The sequence below is a fragment of the Streptomyces lancefieldiae genome, from assembly GCF_031845825.1.
In the GTDB taxonomy this organism is placed as follows: Bacteria; Actinomycetota; Actinomycetes; order Streptomycetales; family Streptomycetaceae; genus Streptomyces; species Streptomyces lancefieldiae.
This window is the reverse complement of sequence record NZ_JAVRFH010000002.1, coordinates 94,864-110,289: the sequence shown is the minus strand read 5'-3', so window position 1 is coordinate 110,289 and position 15,426 is coordinate 94,864. Positions and strand designations below refer to the sequence as shown.

At 69.6% G+C, this 15,426-nt stretch carries 17 protein-coding genes; 9 read left to right on the top strand and 8 right to left on the bottom strand.

The genetic code is table 11. The features are described 5' to 3' along the window. Positions 1-38 precede the first annotated feature (38 nt). Positions 39-539: an N-acetyltransferase gene (locus tag RM812_RS02595; protein WP_311570716.1), complete on the bottom strand. Its 501-nt coding sequence runs from the start codon at positions 537-539 to the stop codon at positions 39-41. A gap of 292 nt (positions 540-831) precedes the next feature. Between RM812_RS02595 and RM812_RS02590 the strand changes: the two genes are divergently transcribed. From RM812_RS02590 to RM812_RS02580, 3 genes are all read left to right on the top strand, one after another. Continuing rightward, a complete protein-coding gene (locus RM812_RS02590; protein ID WP_311570715.1) occupies positions 832-3,672 on the top strand; it encodes a SpoIIE family protein phosphatase in 2,841 nt (946 codons plus the stop codon). Between the two features lie 282 nt (positions 3,673-3,954). Further along, entirely contained in the window at positions 3,955-4,935 is a 981-nt protein-coding gene (locus RM812_RS02585; protein ID WP_311570935.1) for a TIGR03557 family F420-dependent LLM class oxidoreductase, read from the top strand. A gap of 6 nt (positions 4,936-4,941) precedes the next feature. Beyond that, positions 4,942-5,499 carry a VOC family protein gene (locus tag RM812_RS02580; RefSeq protein ID WP_311570714.1) on the top strand — a complete coding sequence of 186 codons (558 nt, stop codon included), beginning with the start codon at positions 4,942-4,944 and terminating at the stop codon, positions 5,497-5,499. 44 nt (positions 5,500-5,543) lie between these two features. On the opposite strand, the gene RM812_RS02575 is transcribed toward RM812_RS02580, so the two are convergent. Continuing rightward, on the bottom strand, positions 5,544-5,858 hold the full coding sequence (locus RM812_RS02575) for a DMT family transporter (protein ID WP_311570713.1): 315 nt from the start codon (positions 5,856-5,858) through the stop codon (positions 5,544-5,546). A 251-nt stretch (positions 5,859-6,109) separates the two neighbouring features. Here RM812_RS02575 and RM812_RS02570 point away from each other — a divergent pair, with 251 nt between their 5' ends. The 3 genes from RM812_RS02570 to RM812_RS02560 all read left to right on the top strand — a co-directional run bounded on the left by RM812_RS02570 (position 6,110) and on the right by RM812_RS02560 (position 8,093). Then, entirely contained in the window at positions 6,110-6,352 is a 243-nt protein-coding gene (locus RM812_RS02570; RefSeq protein WP_311570712.1) for a hypothetical protein, read from the top strand. A 30-nt stretch (positions 6,353-6,382) separates the two neighbouring features. Beyond that, on the top strand, positions 6,383-7,297 hold the full coding sequence (locus RM812_RS02565) for a YceI family protein (protein WP_311570711.1): 915 nt from the start codon (positions 6,383-6,385) through the stop codon (positions 7,295-7,297). A gap of 142 nt (positions 7,298-7,439) precedes the next feature. After that, on the top strand, positions 7,440-8,093 hold the full coding sequence (locus RM812_RS02560; protein WP_311570710.1) for a YceI family protein: 654 nt from the start codon (positions 7,440-7,442) through the stop codon (positions 8,091-8,093). Positions 8,094-8,433: 340 nt separating this feature from the next. On the opposite strand, the gene RM812_RS02555 is transcribed toward RM812_RS02560, so the two are convergent. After that, positions 8,434-8,622: a hypothetical protein gene (locus RM812_RS02555; RefSeq protein ID WP_311570709.1), complete on the bottom strand. Its 189-nt coding sequence runs from the start codon at positions 8,620-8,622 to the stop codon at positions 8,434-8,436. A gap of 102 nt (positions 8,623-8,724) precedes the next feature. On the opposite strand from RM812_RS02555, the gene RM812_RS02550 reads away from it, so the two are divergent. Then, the gene (locus RM812_RS02550) at positions 8,725-8,919 is read left to right on the top strand and encodes an MmcQ/YjbR family DNA-binding protein (protein WP_311570708.1); all 195 of its coding nucleotides are present in this window, start codon (positions 8,725-8,727) and stop codon (positions 8,917-8,919) included. Then, positions 8,919-9,299, top strand: coding sequence for an MmcQ/YjbR family DNA-binding protein (locus RM812_RS02545; RefSeq protein ID WP_311570707.1), 381 nt, complete (start codon positions 8,919-8,921; stop codon positions 9,297-9,299). Before RM812_RS02550 ends, RM812_RS02545 begins: the two co-directional genes overlap by 1 nt. Positions 9,300-9,351: 52 nt before the next feature. Here the strand turns inward: RM812_RS02545 and RM812_RS02540 are convergent, their stop codons facing one another. From RM812_RS02540 to RM812_RS02525, 4 genes are all read right to left on the bottom strand, one after another. Beyond that, a complete protein-coding gene (locus tag RM812_RS02540; protein ID WP_311570706.1) occupies positions 9,352-9,861 on the bottom strand; it encodes an inclusion body family protein in 510 nt (169 codons plus the stop codon). Between the two features lie 31 nt (positions 9,862-9,892). After that, a complete protein-coding gene (locus RM812_RS02535; protein ID WP_311570705.1) occupies positions 9,893-11,722 on the bottom strand; it encodes a thiamine pyrophosphate-binding protein in 1,830 nt (609 codons plus the stop codon). Next, entirely contained in the window at positions 11,719-13,794 is a 2,076-nt protein-coding gene (locus RM812_RS02530; RefSeq protein WP_311570704.1) for a flavin monoamine oxidase family protein, read from the bottom strand. The genes RM812_RS02535 and RM812_RS02530 overlap by 4 nt, the downstream gene beginning before the upstream one ends. Before the next feature lie 420 nt (positions 13,795-14,214). Next, positions 14,215-14,577, bottom strand: a complete 363-nt coding sequence (locus RM812_RS02525; protein ID WP_311570947.1) for a Rossmann-fold NAD(P)-binding domain-containing protein — start codon at positions 14,575-14,577, stop codon at positions 14,215-14,217. Between RM812_RS02525 and RM812_RS02520 the strand changes: the two genes are divergently transcribed. Continuing rightward, complete coding sequence (locus RM812_RS02520) at positions 14,569-14,736, top strand: MmyB family transcriptional regulator (RefSeq protein ID WP_311570934.1); 168 nt, start codon at positions 14,569-14,571, stop codon at positions 14,734-14,736. The two genes, RM812_RS02525 and RM812_RS02520, sit on opposite strands and share 9 nt — an antisense overlap. Before the next feature lie 33 nt (positions 14,737-14,769). On the opposite strand, the gene RM812_RS02515 is transcribed toward RM812_RS02520, so the two are convergent. Then, positions 14,770-15,414, bottom strand: coding sequence for an MBL fold metallo-hydrolase (locus RM812_RS02515; protein WP_311570703.1), 645 nt, complete (start codon positions 15,412-15,414; stop codon positions 14,770-14,772). Positions 15,415-15,426: the final 12 nt, after the last annotated feature.

Here is a 15,426-nt window from a genome sequence, read left to right as displayed (position 1 = left end):
CGTTCAGTTCCGCGCGGCCTCCCGTCGAACCGTACCGCTCATGATCGGTCCGGCAGCCGCAACCACTCGTCCCAGGTCACGTCCCGGCCGATGAAGCGTGGCTGCTCGAAGGGCCAGTCCTCGGCGATCCAGCGCGGCACGAACGCGTCCAGCGCCCGCTCCAGCGCACCGCCCACCTCGTCGTCCACCACCCACCAGGACACCTCGGCGTCGGCCCCCTGCTTCTCGGGCGGGTCGATGTAGACGCAGCCACGCAGCGCAGTGCGGTCCGCGCTCTCGATCGTGTAGTTGAACGATTCGTGGGCGTCGATCTCCGCGGCGTGCCGCTCCAGATCGGCGAGGTTCGCCTCGTACGACATCGTGGCCGGCGGCCACTGCCACGCGGGACCGAAGATCGACCACAACCGCTCCCGCGAACCCATCACCGCCGGGTAGTCGAGCGGGGCGTCCCCACCGCTGATCGGGCGCAGCCGGTGGCCTCCGCCGTCGGGTATGTCGATGTGGAGGGGATGGACGAAGTCATGCGGCAGCCAGGTCATGGGCGTGAGCCAACCAGGTGGAAGAGCCCCGCACAAAGGGATTCCGCCGCTTCCGTCGCCGCTGCCGTCCTTGAGTCCCGCGGAAACCACTCGCGAGGACAGGGCGGAACCGGACAGCGCATCGGTCTCGAACCGCTCCCGCTGCTGCGCCGTGACGGGCGCCCCCGGTGCTCGCGCAGGTCGCGACATGCCCGACTGGGACCGCACAGCGGTGAGCCGGGCCCCCGCGTCCAAGATCACCCGCCCGACGACGACACTGCACATGCCCCATTTGCCCGACTATCCTGATCCTGTGCCTGATCCTGTGGAGTCCTATCCAACTCCTCCGGGCACCGGTCACGGCGAACGGACGCCGCCGGTTGCCGGAGTACGTGCGGAGATCCTCGCCTCCTGGCAGCGCTCGCAGTCGCTCGGCATCGACCCCGAGGGAGCGGCCCTGCCGATCGAAAGCGACCTGGATCCCGACTCCCGGCTGATGAGAGCCGCATCGCCGGTGCTGGAGCATCTGTTCGAACGCTTCTCGGGCGTGCCGGTGACCTTGGCGCTGGCCGACTCACGGGCGAACATCGTGGACCGGTGGGGCGACCCGGCCGGGCTGAGGCTGATGGACGCCGCCTCCCTGTTGCCGGGCGCCAATGTCGATGAGCGGTTCATGGGGACCAGCAGCGTCAGCATGGTGCTGAGCACAAGGGCGCCGTTCGTGGTCGTCGGCCACGAACACTTCTTGCACGACCTCAAGGAGCTGACCTGCATGGCCGCGCCGGTGCGCGACCCGGTGGGCGGAACCGTGCGGGGCGCGGTCAATCTCTCCGTGCCCCGGGTGCTGGCCGACCCCGGCATGGCGCTGGTCCTGCAGGACGCCACCGAACGCATCGGGGAACGCCTGCTCGAGCTGAGCAGGGCCCGCGAGCTCGAGCTGATGCGCTCCTTCCGCTGGGCCGGGGAGCGCGGCGGGCGTGGCGAGCTGGACCTCGGCTCGGGAGAGCTGTCCCGGCTCAGCGGACCGGCGCCCCGGCTCGCCTCGCAGGAGCGGCTGATACTGCTGGAGAGGGCCGTCGAGCTGATCTCCTCGACCGGTGAGACCTATGCCGAGGTGCCACTCGCGGGCAGTCGCGTGGCCATGCTGCGCCGCCGGGAGCTGCACCACGGCGACGCGGAGGGCGCGGCGGTCGAGGTCAGCTTCGAGGACACCCGTGGCACGGGGACATCGGGCACGGTCACCACCGCGACCGCCCCCGACGGTCGCCACGTGCCGCTCCTGGACCCTTCCACCGTGGCGGAGAGCGCGAACGCGCCCCGTGCGGCGGCGGAACCGCAGGCCGGCGGACCGACCGACGCGTGGCTGCTGCTGGTGGGTGAGCGGGGCGTCGGCCGGCTCGCCACCGAGGCGCGCGGGCGGCTGTCCCTGCTCAGCGAGGCAGGCATCCGGCTCGGCACCACCCTGGACATGGGGCGTACCGCCGAGGAGGTGGCGGAGATCGCCGTGCCGCGCTTCGCCGACCTGGTCGTCGTCGACCTGCTGGAAAGCGTCCTGTCGGGCGAAGGGCCACCGCCCGGGCGGCTCAGCCCCGACGTGGCACTGCGCCGGGTGGCCGCATGGGCGGGCGAGGACTCCCGGGACACCCCCCTCGGCGGCGTGGGAGAGCCGGCCGGCTACCCCGCCGGTACACCCCAGTCCCGGTGCCTGGAGACCGGGCAGCCGGTCACGGACACGGTGCTGACCGCCACCCTGACCGGGCCCCCGGAAGGCCGGGGGCACCCCGTCGACCTGCTTGGCGAGGGCGTGCACTCCTACCTGGCCGCTCCGCTGTGCGCGCGGGGCTCCGTCCTGGGCCTGGCAGGGTTCTACCGCCGCGGCAGGACGAGGCCGTACGAGCAGGACGACCTGACGCTGGCGGGGGAGCTGGCGGCCCGTGCCGCGATCAGCGTGGACAACGCCCGCCACTACCGCAGGGAGCACCACGCCTCCCTCACCCTCCAGCGCAGTCTGCTGCCGCACGTCCTGCCTCGCCTCAGCGCCGTCGAGCTCGCCTCCCGCTACCTGCCCGCGGACGCCACGGCAGGTGTGGGCGGCGACTGGTTCGACGCAATCCCGCTGTCCGGGATGCGCGCGGCTCTGGTCGTCGGTGACGTGCCCGGAAACGGTCTGCAGGCGGCAGCCACCATGGGCCGCCTGCGTACGGCGGTGCGCACGCTGGCCGGGATGGACCTGCTGCCCGAGGAGGTGCTGGCCCATCTGGACGACCTGGTCAGCCGCACCCCTGCCGAATCGGCGGACGACGAGGACCCGGCGACCGGGGCGACGTGCCTGTACGCGGTGTACGACCCGGTGTCCTGCCGCTGCACGGCCGCACGGGCCGGTCATCCGCCGCCCGCTCTGCTGACGCCGGACGGCGAGGCGCGGCTGATCGACATGCCGGCCGGTCCACCGCTCGGGCTCGGCGGGATCCATCCGTACGAGTCCACCACCGTCGAGCTGCCCGCAGACAGCCTGCTTGCCATGTACACCGACGGCCTGCTCAAGGAGAGCCGCGGCTACGGGGACACCGACGCGCGCACCGGACAACTGCTGGCCTCGCTGAACGACGCGGGCCCGGCGCTGGAGGACGTCTGCGACCGGGTCTCGGACACCCTCGTGGCCGGCGGCCCGCGCGACGACGTGGCCCTCCTCCTGGCCCGTGTGCACGCGCTGCCCGACGACAGGGTGGCATCCTGGGAGTTTCCGTCCGACTTCGCGGTCGTGGCACGGGCCAGGGAGCTGACCCGCGCTCAGCTCGCCGCCTGGGGCATGTCGGAGCTGGATTTCAACACCGGGCTGGTGGTCAGCGAACTGGTCACCAACGCCGTGCGGTACGGCGGCCGGGGGCCGGTGGGCCTGCGGTTGCTGCGCGACGACTCGCTGATCTGCGAGGTCTCCGACCGCAGCAACACCTCTCCGCGCATCCGACGGGCGGCCACGACCGAGGAGGGCGGACGCGGCCTGTTCCTGGTGGCACAGTTCACCAAGAGCTGGGGCGCCCGTTACATGCCGCAGGGCAAAACGGTGTGGGCCGAGCAGATACCGCAGCCGGAGCAGCCTGCGTCGGAGACGGACGAGCAGGCACTGCTGGCCATGTTCGACGAACACGGCTGACCCGCAGCGGTCGGCACCAAGCCCGGAGAGCTGATGGTGATGGGCTCGTCGCGGATGCTCTTCACATCCCGAGCCCTTGCACGGCTCGGAGCTCAGGCGCGCTGAAGCAGTCCGTCGCCTCGCTCACCGCGGTGATCGGACGGCCAGGCCGACAAGAGCCATCGGGCCGTTCGAGCGACTGCGCCAAGAGAAACGGCCCGCCTCCCCTCTTCCCTCCCTGCGGCCTGCCAGTGTGCGAATGACCTGCAGGCGGAGTCGGTGAGCGAGAGGATCGAGTGGCGGATGGAAATCGGGTACAAGCTGGCTTCCGAGGCCTTCGGTCCTGGCGAACTCATCCGGCAGGCCGTCGCGGCCGAGGCCGCCGGCTTCGACTTCGTGGAGATGAGTGACCACTTCCACCCGTGGCTGGACAACCAAGGACACTCGTCCTTCACCTGGACGGTCTTGGGCGCCATCGCGGCCAGGACCGAACGAATCCGATTGGTGACCGGCGTGACCTGCCCGACCATCCGGTATCACCCGGCGATCATCGCTCAGGCGGCGGCTACGCTCGCCCTGGTCTCCAGTGGGCGCTTCGTTCTGGGCGTGGGTTCCGGCGAACGGCTCAACGAGCACGTTGTCGGCCGAGGGTTCCCCGATGCCGTCCGGGTACGTCAGGAGATGCTGCGCGAGGCACTGGAGATCATCCGCCTGCTGTGGAGCGGGGGCTACCGTTCTTACGAAGGCAAGCACCTCCGGCTCGAGGACGCACGCATCTTTGATCTTCCGCCTGAGCCCCCGCTGATCGCCGTGGCCGCCAGTGGCCGTAGCTCGGCACGGATCGCCGCCGAACTCGGTGACGGACTGTTCGCCACCGAGCAGAAGCCGGAGATCGTGCGCCACTATCGGGATGCCGGAGGCACCGGTCCCGGGTATGCCGAGGTCCCCATGGCCTGGGCCGCGGACGAGCACAGCGCCGCCCAGGCGGCCCTCGAGACCTCGCGGTGGGCGTTGACCGGCTGGAAGGTCATGAGCGAGCTGCCCAACCCGGTCAACTTCGAAGCCGCGACCGCCACTGTCCGTGAGGAGGACATCCTCACCAAGTTCGCCTGCGGCCCCGACCGGAACCGCTACCTACAAGTCGCCAAGCAGTTCGTCGACGCGGGTTTCGACCGGCTGGTGATGCAGAACGCGGGCCCCGACCCCGACGGCTTCATCGACTTCTACCAGCGAGAACTCGACGAACCACTCCGCCGCATGGCCCCCGGCGCGGCGACGCCCTGACCGGCCATGGCGGACCAGCAGCGGACGCCGCGGCCGACGTCACGGGAGAGCCCGGTCGTGCGCGGAATCGACCACGTGGGAGTCACGGTCGCGGATATCGACGCCGCGACCACGTTCTTCCGTCGTGCCTTGGACGCGGAAGTCCTGTACGACACCCTGCGCCACGAGGACGGTCCGAACCAGGGTCCGTCCGTGGAGCAAGGGCTCGGCGTTCCGGAAGGCACCCAGGAGATGCGGATCCGCATGCTCATGCTGCCGCACGGTCCCGGCCTCGAGCTGTTCGAATTCCGGGCCCCTCACCAGAGCGGGCCGGTCGTGCCCTCCGACCTGGGTTGGCAACACCTGGCTGTCTACGTCGACGATCTCGACGCGGCGGTCATCCGCGTCGAGGAAGCCGGTGGAACCGCGCTGAGCGGCCCACGACCGCTGCCCGGCGTCGAGGCGGGACCTCGCAACCGGATGACCTACACACGTACACCTTGGGGCAGCACTCTCGAGCTGATCACCTATCCCGACCCGCAGCCCTATGAGCAGCGCACACCACACCGCCGCTGGCGTCCCTGACGACCGGGCTCGGCCACCGTGCCCCCAGTGGACCAGCGGTCCGCTCAGTGCAGGACCTTGAGTCCGACCACGCCGGCGATGATCAGCAGCAGGCAGACCAGGCGGGCAGCCGTCACCGGTTCATGGAGTACGACCATCCCGTAGGCGGCCGTGCCAACCGCGCCGATACCCACCCAGACGCCGTAGGCCGTGCCGAGCGGGATGTGGGTCACCGCGTAGGACAACCCGGTCATGCTCAGGATGAGCGCGCCGACGAAGAAGAGGGAGGGCCACAGCCGGGAGAAGTTCCTGGAGGCGTCCAGGGCTGTCGCCCAGACCGTCTCCAGGACTCCGGACAGGATGAGGATCACCCAGGCCATGGACTGCTCCGCTCTTTCCGCACCATGATGGACAGCGTCCATTCGATCACCGCGTGTCGCCGGTTGCGCGCCCGGTGCGCACGGGGAGTGCCCGCAGGGGTGGCTCAATGCGGTTGCCGGACCACCGGACGGTGCCTGATCCCCTCGTCCTCCCGTCTCTTCGTCTCCTGGTCCCGAGGCGCTGCCCGCCCGGCCCGTGTCGGGACCGTGGTGAAACCGCACACCCCTTGTGAACGTCACGGCCCTCTTCCGTGTCCTTCGCCACAGCAGTGCTGCAAAGCGACGAAGCCAAGGTGTGGCGGTATGGCCTGTCGATGTACGGATTTGCGACCCCGCATCCACCGGCAAGGGGCCTGGGCGGCTCCGACAACGGGGTGAGCCACCTGCACATGGGCGGCTTTATGATCGTCAACGAACTGCTGTCCCTGCGCCCGTCCTCCTGTCGTCGGTGGTTCTTGGCGACCGCGAACGCATTTGTCCGGCGGGCTGAGTGACGATGACGCATGTGAAGAAAGGTGAACTCCATGGCACTCGGGCTGCTTCGACGTCGGCGTTCCCGTGGCACCTCCGGTGCCGGATCGAGCATCTCGGTCCCCCTGCCGCCCGGCGCCGGGGCGTTCGGTTTCGAGGTCGTCGACCCTCTGGGGCAGCCCATGGGCGGAGCCGAGGTCACCGTGACCGCGCTGGACAGTCACCGGGTCGCGACCAGTGGCACCACGGATCCCCACGGCTACTTCATAGCGACGCTGCCGCCCGGCTCCTACAGTGTGATGACCGTGGCCGAGGGCCTGTCACCCGCCCGCGAGAACCTCGACATCACCGCCGGGGTGGCTCTGCCCCCGGTGCGCATCGCGCTCGAGTCCGCCCGCCAGCCGGAACTCCCGACAGCCGGAACCTGGCTGTTCGACCCTCCGCACACCGCGGTCCGGTTCATCGCCAAGCACGTGGGCATGGCCCATGTCCACGGCAGGTTCACCCGTTTCCAGGGCGGCATCCGCGTCGCACCGAACATGGCCGACTCCCATGTCTCGGTGCGTATCGACGCCGCCAGCATCACCACGGGCAACAACACCCGTGACAACCACCTTCGTTCCGCCGACTTCCTGGACGTCGAACGCTACCCGTACATCGACTTCACCAGCACCCGGTTCGCCTACCGCGGCGGCTCCAAGTGGACCCTGCACGGCACGCTCACCATGCACGGCACCAGCCGCTCCGTCGGCCTCGACACGACCTACCTCGGGACGGTCAACGGAGGCTACGACCAGGAACTGCGCTGCGCGGCTCTCGCGAAGGCGGAACTCCACCGGGAGGACTTCACCCTCAACTGGCGCTCCATGCTCGCCCGTGGCATCGCGGTTGTCGGTCCTACCGTCCAACTGGAGCTGGACGTGCAGGCGATGTACCGCACCCACGACACGCCCACGCCCCCGGAGTAGGTCCGCGCACCCGACGTCATGTTGATCTTGTGCAGCTTTGCGGTCGACCGCATGGAACTCGGACCAGGTCGCCCATCTCGCCGGGCGGTGCCCGGTGACGCCGTGATAGCACGGAGCGATAGAGGGGAAAGGGCTCACGATCATGGGTATGTTCAGCCGTCGCCAGACCACCGTCATCGAGCCGACCACGGCTGTCGGCACCGACACCTCCGTCGCTGGGGCCGCGACCGGTGGTGTCGCGCTCAACCCGGCACTTCGAGCGCTGACCGGGCGATGGGTCATCGACCGCCCGCACAGCCGCATCGGATTCTCCGTACGGCATGCCATGGTCACGACGGTGCGGGGAGCGTTCACCGACTACGACAGCACGTTGTACTTCGACGGAGCCCGGCCCTCCGAGTCGCGGGCCGATCTCCGCATCCGGGTCGCCAGCGTCGACACGGGGGTGGAACAACGGGACGCGCACCTCATCGGCCCCGACTTCTTCGACGCGCGCCGCTACCCGGAGATGTCCTTCCGCAGCACCTCCACCGTCCACGAGGGCGGCGAGAGTTTCCGCATGACCGGGGACCTGACCATCCGTGACGTCACCCGGCCCGTCGACCTGCAACTCGACTACCTGGGCTCGGTCCTGGACCCGTTCGGCTACGAGCGAGCCGGATTCGACGGCACCACCACCATCGACCGCACCGAGTGGGGACTGGTCTACAACCAGCGCCTCAAGGCGGGGGGCACCATGGTGAGCGAGAAGGTCCGACTGCAGTTCGACATATCCGCGGTCCGGTCGACGCCGTAGGTGGTGCTGGTGTGCCGGTCGGCCCGTCGGCAGGGGTGCGCGTGCCTCAGCGCGGACGTCTTCTCCAGCCCTGTCGGCTTCGGCGCCGCCGGCGGCTGGTCTTCGGGGCCGACACGTAGCGGGCGTTCGTGTGGATGCTGACCCCGAGCACCGGGGAGTCCGACGTGCGTGACCCATGGTCACACGGATGAGGAGTCTGCCGGCGACGGCGGTGTCGACCGCACGTAGTGACATGGGCCCGAGACGGTCGGCCGCACGCGAACTGACCGCCACGACCGGGCTTGTCCCGGCGGGACGCTTCGCCCGTGCCGAAGGGAGTCTGTGGGGGCGGCGGGTGGGTTCACGGCGAGGGCTTTGAAGAACGTGTAGTGGAAGGTTCGTGGTGGGCGGTCCGGAGCAGGTCGGCGATCCCCTGTTCCCAGTCGGCCGTAGTGGTGAGGGCAGCGGCCAGCGCCTTGTCCCGAACGGACGCGACCATGGCGATGAAGGTGTTGCGGGTGAAGCCTTCGACGCCACCCTGCCGTGGCAAACCCGCAGGGCACGCGCGGTGGCGCGCCTGCTGGACGGCGGAGCCGAACAGGCGCCGCCTGTCGCCGCCGCCTACAGTGATACTCGAGGGAGGCTTTCGACGATGGACGGAAGGGCTTTGCAGGCCACGGCCGGGGTACGTGCCCACGGGCTGCCGGCGACCACCGTCGAGGACCCCTTCGGGTCCGACCGGGAGGTGTTCAAGGTCCAGGGCAACGTGTATATGCCACTGGTCGTCGACACCCTGCCCACATCCCGGCAGCCCGTCGGTCCCCGGACGTTCGGCAGGCTCGGGTAGTGCCGGCTGTGGCCATGGACGGAGAGCGGCTGCAGAGCACGGCGCGCGAGGCGGCGCAGGCGCTGCCCGGTGTCAGCAACGGGCGTCCGTTCGTGGAGAAGCTGGACGTCTACAAGGTGGCGGGAAAGGTCTTCCTGATCATCACGGACGACCCGGACGAGCAGATCATCACCCTCAAGGGCGGACCCGGTCGCGGACTGGCGCTGCGGCGGGAGCACCCGTCGATCACGGAGGGCCGGTACCTCAACAAGGCCAACTGGATCTCTGTCGCCGCGGGCCGCGGCATCACCGCAGACCTGGTGCGGGACCTTGTCGCCCATTCCTACGAGCTCGTTCTCGACACGGTGCCCCGCAGGCGCCGGCCGGAAGGCACGTCGTGAGGGGGCGGGGGCGGCCGTGGAGACCGCCCCCGCCCCCGTCACGGCCGGGCCGTCAGGAGTCCTCGATGGTGATGAAGGGGTCCCACTGGTAGTACCCCTTCAACTGCCGATGCCGGTCCAGGATCTGGAAGTAGAAGTGGTACACGACCTGGCCGACGCTTTTCACGGTTGTGCGCCAGTAGTGGTCCTCGTATTTCTGCGTCATGAAATCCGGACTGCCTTCGCTCCCCTCCTTCGGCAGCGGATAGACGCCGTCGACCACCTCGATCTCCGGCGTCCTGATGAGCGTGTGGTCGCGGTCGTTGCTCACGTACCGGTACAGCAGTGCCTTGTAGTCGCTGCCCAGCGACAGCGTCGTCTCCCGCCACCGGATGGTGTCCCCGGGCTCGGCCCGCAGGTTCAGCTCGGCGCCCGAGGTGCCGACGATGTGGTCGTGCCGCGTGGTCATGTAGATCAGGTTCTGGTCGACGTAGGTCGGTACGTCGGGGTTCCGTGACGCGTTGGGATTCTGCTCGACGATCGTGGCCGCGTCGAACGCGATCAGTACGTTCAGATCAGCCATTTCGTTCCTCCATGGAATTCGAGCCTTTCGGCTACGAGGATTTCGGCACTTTGTAGGCCATGGCCCGCGGGTAGTCCTGCCGGTGCAGGCGGACGCGGACCAGGAGGGGGCCGGCGTTGATCGGGTCGTGCGGGTCGACGAGGCGGGCCAGCAGGTCGTCCAGCTCCGTGGGGTGGGCGACGCTGAGGCCGCTCGCCGGGGTGTCCCGGCCGGCGAAGACGGCCGCGAGGCGGTCGTGCTGCCAGGGGTGCAGGACGTTGTAGTGGTCCGGCTCGGCGGGATCCTCTCCGGCGTAGTAGGCCGGGTGCACCAGCATCTGCTCGATGCCGTAGAAGTGCCCGTTGTCCAGGACGAACACCACCGAGCGCAGTCCGAGTCGGGTGTGGGTGGAGATCTCCTGGCAGGTCTCCTGGAAGGAGCCGTCGCCGACGAACACCATCGGGCGGGCGCCCCCGCGTTCGGGGGCGAGTGCGGCGCCGGTGGCCGCGCCGACCGACCAGCCGATGGACAGCCAGCTGATCTGGGACAGGAAGCCGCCCGCGGGCAGGGAGAGGTTCATCGAGCCGATGAGGGAGAACGCGGCGTCGGAGACGACCGTCCAGTCCTCCGTGGTCTCCTGGCCGAGGAAGTGGTTGATCCGGTCGAACACGCCGTCGTACGTGAGCCGTTCGGCCCGCCGGGACCGCGCGCCGCTGACGCTCAGCGAGGCGTGGTACTGCGCCAGGCCGGCGGGACGGTCGTCCGGTGCTCCCTGGTAGCTGTAGGACTCGGCGTAGTAGTCGGCGGACAGGCCCCCGGAACCGTAGGCCTTCACCAGCGCGTCCTGGAGGGCGGGCAGCAGGTGGGCGAGCTGGACGTCGGGGAAGTAGGAGGTGCCGACGCTGACGCCGCCGTGCGCCGCCATCACCCAGTCGGTCCCGACGCTCTGCTCACCGCCGAGGTTCTTCGACGTGGACCAGGCCCCGAGCCCGATCCGGCAGGTGGCCCAGTCCTTGAAGACCGCGTGCACGTCCGGGTGGCTGGCCTTGCCGTTGTAGACGCCGTGGAACTGCGGCAGGTCCTCGTCCACGACGGCCTTGGCGCCGACGGTCGTGCAGAACGGCACACCGGTGGCCTCCACCAGGTCGAGGAGCTCCCCGCCGAGCCGGTACCGGGCGATCTCCTCACCGGCCCACACGATCGGACGGGACCGGCCGTCCGGGCCGGGATGCTCCTCGATCAGAGTGAGGATCGCCTGCACGGCGTCCTCCAGCATGACCTGGTTGCGCGCGCTGAACGGCCGTTCGCGGCGGACGATCGGCCCCGTCGGCTCGGCGCAGGGCTCGTCCCACAGGTCTTCCATGACCTCCAGGTAGACCGGCCCGCGCTCGGAGACGCACGCGGTGAGCGCGGCGTCGATCTGCGCGGGTGCCAGGCCCGGATGGGAGATGACCTGCGCGTCCACGGTGACCTGCCGGTAGACGTTCAGGTTGCTCTCCGTGCGGGGGCTCATGTGCGAGGTGAGCAGGCCGACGGCACGGAAGTTCTGCCACTGCTCGTACGGCGGGCAGGCGTTCACGGCGACGAACGGGACCCGCTCGACGTACGCGCCGCCGCAGGAGTTGAGCAGATTGAACGCGCCCACGCTGTACGTCACCGCCGCCGCGCCCACGCCGTGGACGCGGGCATAGGCGTCGGCGGCCTGGCCCGCGCCGCCCTCGGTCGGCGTGCCGACCCACTCGATGTCGCCCTCGGCCCGCAGGGTGGTGAGAAACGGGCCGAGGTGGTTGCCGGGGACGCCGAACAGATGGGTGATGCCCAACTCGGCCAGCCGCAGGGCGAGGTAGCGTGCGACCGTACAGGTGGGGGTGATCGCGGTCATGAGGATTCTCCTTGCCGGTCCGTGCCCGGGGCGTCCTGGTGCGGACCCGGGCCTTCCCTGTCGGTGACCGGCGCGGCCTGGTGGACGGCGAGCGCGGCGCGGACGGCGCTCTCCAGGGCGCCCTCGATCCAGGCGTGCTTGAGGGACGTGTGCTCTCCGGCGAAGTGCACCGGGCCCTCGGGCCGGGAGACGTCCAGGTGGAAGCTGGTCATCTGGTGCGCGGTGTAGATGGCGGCCTCGCCGAAGGCGTACGGGTCGCGGGCCCAGCTCTGGGTGGCGCCTCGGCCGGTGAAGAACACCTCGATGCGCCGGCCGTGCAGGGCCTGGAGGTTGCGCAGGGCGTAGAGGTAGCGCTCCGCCTTCGGCATGGAGTCCCAGCGCGCGGCGTCGTCGGACCAGGAGTACGAGGCGAGGACGACGCCGCCCGTGCTGTCCTCGACCGGGTGGGAGGGGTAGTACATGAACCGGTTGGGGTTGTCGGCGGCGGAGCCTCCGCCGAAGCAGTGGGTGGCGGGTCGGACGGCGGGGCCGCGCAGCGGCAGGCTGCCGTCGACCTGCCGCATCTCCGCGGTGACGAGGTTGTCCTTGACCGCGGCGCCGAGCAGCCCGGCTTCCGGCTCGGGCAGCGTGGGCACGGACACGGACTCGGTGTCCGCCTGGTGTCCCCGCCGGTAGTACTCGTACAGGCCGGGTGCGATGCCCTCCAGGGCGTCGCGCCAGTCGTCCTCGGTGAACTCCCACCAGCGGTGACTGAATTCGAGCAGCACCTTGGTGGCCTGGTCGTAGTGGGTCTCGATGACGGCGCGGCGCTTCTTGTACGACATCGAGGGGACGATCTCCACGAAGCGCAGGGCGGAGAAGGGGATGGTGACGATCGCCAGGTCCGCCGTCCACAGGCGGGGCAGTTCCTTCGGATCGCCCTCGCCGACGGTCTGTACGGCCACGCCCCACCCGTCGGGTCCGACCGCCCCGGTGCCCTCGGGATCGGTGTCGCGGCTGGGGTCGTGATATTCGAGGCGGATCACGCGCTGCCCGAACCGCACCTCGTCGCGCAGGCCCTGATACAGGGCGTGCGGCAGGCGCCAACTGCCGCCGGGGATCTCCCAGTAGCGGACACCGGGGTTGATGTCGCTGCGGCTCAGGAAGCTGTGGAAGAAGGAGAGATGGAGCCGCGAGGACATGTTCTCCAGGGTTCCGACAGCCTCGACGGCCTCGTCGCTGAGCCCGGCGTGGTCGCGCAGGAAGGCGCCCATCGAGTAGCCGTCGAAGTCGCGGACGACCCGCGCCCAGCCCTCGACCCACTCGTCGAACGGCTTGTTGACACGCTTGCCGTCGACGACGTCGGAGTAGTAGTCGCGCACGCTCTCCAGCGCCTCGTCCACCATCCGTACGACGGGGGCGCGGACCTCGTCGTCGGTGAGGTGGAAGCCCTCGTTGATCCGCTCGGGACCGGCGGCGTAGTCGGCGCGCCGCACCTGGACGCGGTTGGCGCGGATCCAGGAGTTGCCACGCTTGTCGGGTTCGCGGAAGTCCGGGCTGTCGTCGCCGTACGTCCACGTCCGGCCGGTGAAGGAGGTGTACGTCACCGGGGGGACGGGCACCTCGGGACCGCTGCCCGTGTGGGGATCGACGTCCACGTTGTAGAACTGGCGGCGGCCTATCCCCAGTTTGTCGACCAGGGCGAGGACGAGCGGGTGGAAGTCGGGCAGCCGCATGGCTCCGGCCTCGGCGTACTGGGCCGGGTCGGCGAAGGGCTGGTGGTGCTTGGTGGTGCGGAACGTCTTGATGCGTCCGCCGACTCGGTTGGCGTTCGCCTCGAGAATGGTGACGTCGTGCCCGGCGTCCTTGAGCAGTCGGCCGGCGACAAGACCGGAGATGCCGGCGCCGATGACGAGGATCTTCTTGCGAGGGTGACGGGTGGGCCCGAGGCTGCCGGTGTCGATCAGGGTGCGCAGGTATTCGAGTTTGAGGTCCTTGCCGTCGGGTCCGACGAGGAGGAGTTCACGGGCGAGCCTGAGACAGGTCTGCCAGCGGGCGCGGGTGGCGGAGTTGTCCCGTGGAATGTCGGTCATAGCCTGCGATGGTAGATATGCCGAAACGGTTTTGCGGTTGGCCTCGGGAACAAAGTCCAAAAACCGCCGAGAGGGCTGAGTGGCGGGATTTCAACTAGTTCATGTTTTCGGTAAGAGAGCAGGAGACTCTTGAGGGGCGAAAGGGGGAGGCGGGGTCGATTGAAAAAACAATTCGCTTGCGGAATCTGGAATTCCTGACGGGAGAGAGTGCCGACCCCGCCGGCCGGTCCGGCAGAAAAGCGGTCAGCCGACTCCCACGACCGGCCTCCCGGTCCGGGGCGCTGGTGTACGCATCCGGCCGAAGTGCGCCTCTCGAGGGCCACGCGCCGGCGGCGCATGAGCCATTCCGGATTCCCGTTTTCCCGCCGACGATTGCGACCGCGTTTGCGAGGCCGGCTTCGTGCTCGACGACAGCCTTCTTCAATCAGGTGTCGACCCGGTCTTGGAGGTGGTGGTGGGCCGTCGGACGACCCCCGGCAGCCAGGCGGCGGTGAAGCGTTCGGCGGCCTGCCAGAGCTCGCCTTCGCGCTGTGGGTCGTAGGACTCCTGCGACGAGCGTTTCACACGGCTACGGTCGACGTAGGAGCCGGTCGGTGCCTGGATGGTGCCGAGGACGACCTCGGCGAGGCACCGGCCGGCGGTGTTGCGGCTGGTGGCGAACGGGGTGAGCGTCATCACCGGCAGGATGCGCCGTATCGTGAACCGGGAGACGGGGTCTGCGTTGCGGGCGAGGCGGAGACGGCCGCCACCCAGCACACGACCGACCGCAAGACGATCGCGCATCCGGAGATCGGCGACGTCCTGCTCGACTGCGACGTCCTCATCGTCCCCGGCGCAGACCTGCGCATGGTCATCTACACGGTGGCGACCGGGAGCGACGACGCGGGGAAACTGGACCTGCTTCGCGTCACAGGCGGCCGCACCGCCACCGAGCTCCCCTGACCGCGGCTGCCGCCGGAGTCGCAGGGATTCCTTTCAGTTCACTGCCGCGGTGTCTCCGGCTGCCAGCCGGGTGTAGGGGGCGCCGATGCCGGGGCCGTGTTCGCCGAGCAGTCCGGCGACCATGGCGATCCCGGTGTCGTTGAGGGCGCCGTCGTGGATCGCGTAGGTGTGCTTGGGGGCGACTTCGCGTACGTAGTCCACGAGGTGGCCGACGGTGGACCAGGGGGCGTGGACCGGCAGGAGCAGCGTGTCCAGGCCCGGCTGGTCGGGGACGGTCAGTGCGTCGCCGGGGTGGAAGAGCGCGCCGTCGATGAGAAAGCCGATGTTGGTGACGCGTGGGATGTCGGGGTGGATCACGGCGTGCCAGGTGCCGTGGACCTGCACCTCGAAGCCGGCGGTGGTGAATGCGTCGCCCTCGCCGACCCGGTGCACGCGGCTGCCCAGGCCGTCCAGTTGCGCGGCCACCGCGGCGTTCGTCCAGATCTCCAGGCCGGGGTCGGCCTCGGCGGCGGCACGCAGCGCGGCCTCGGAGAAGTGGTCGAAGTGCTCGTGGGTGACCAGGACGGCGGAGGCGCCGTGCAGGGCGGTCGGCTCGGTCAGGCCGCCCGGGTCGATGACCAGACGCCGATCGTCCTGCTCGACCCGGACGCAGGCGTGGCCGAATTTCGTCAGCTGCATGGGGTGCCTCTC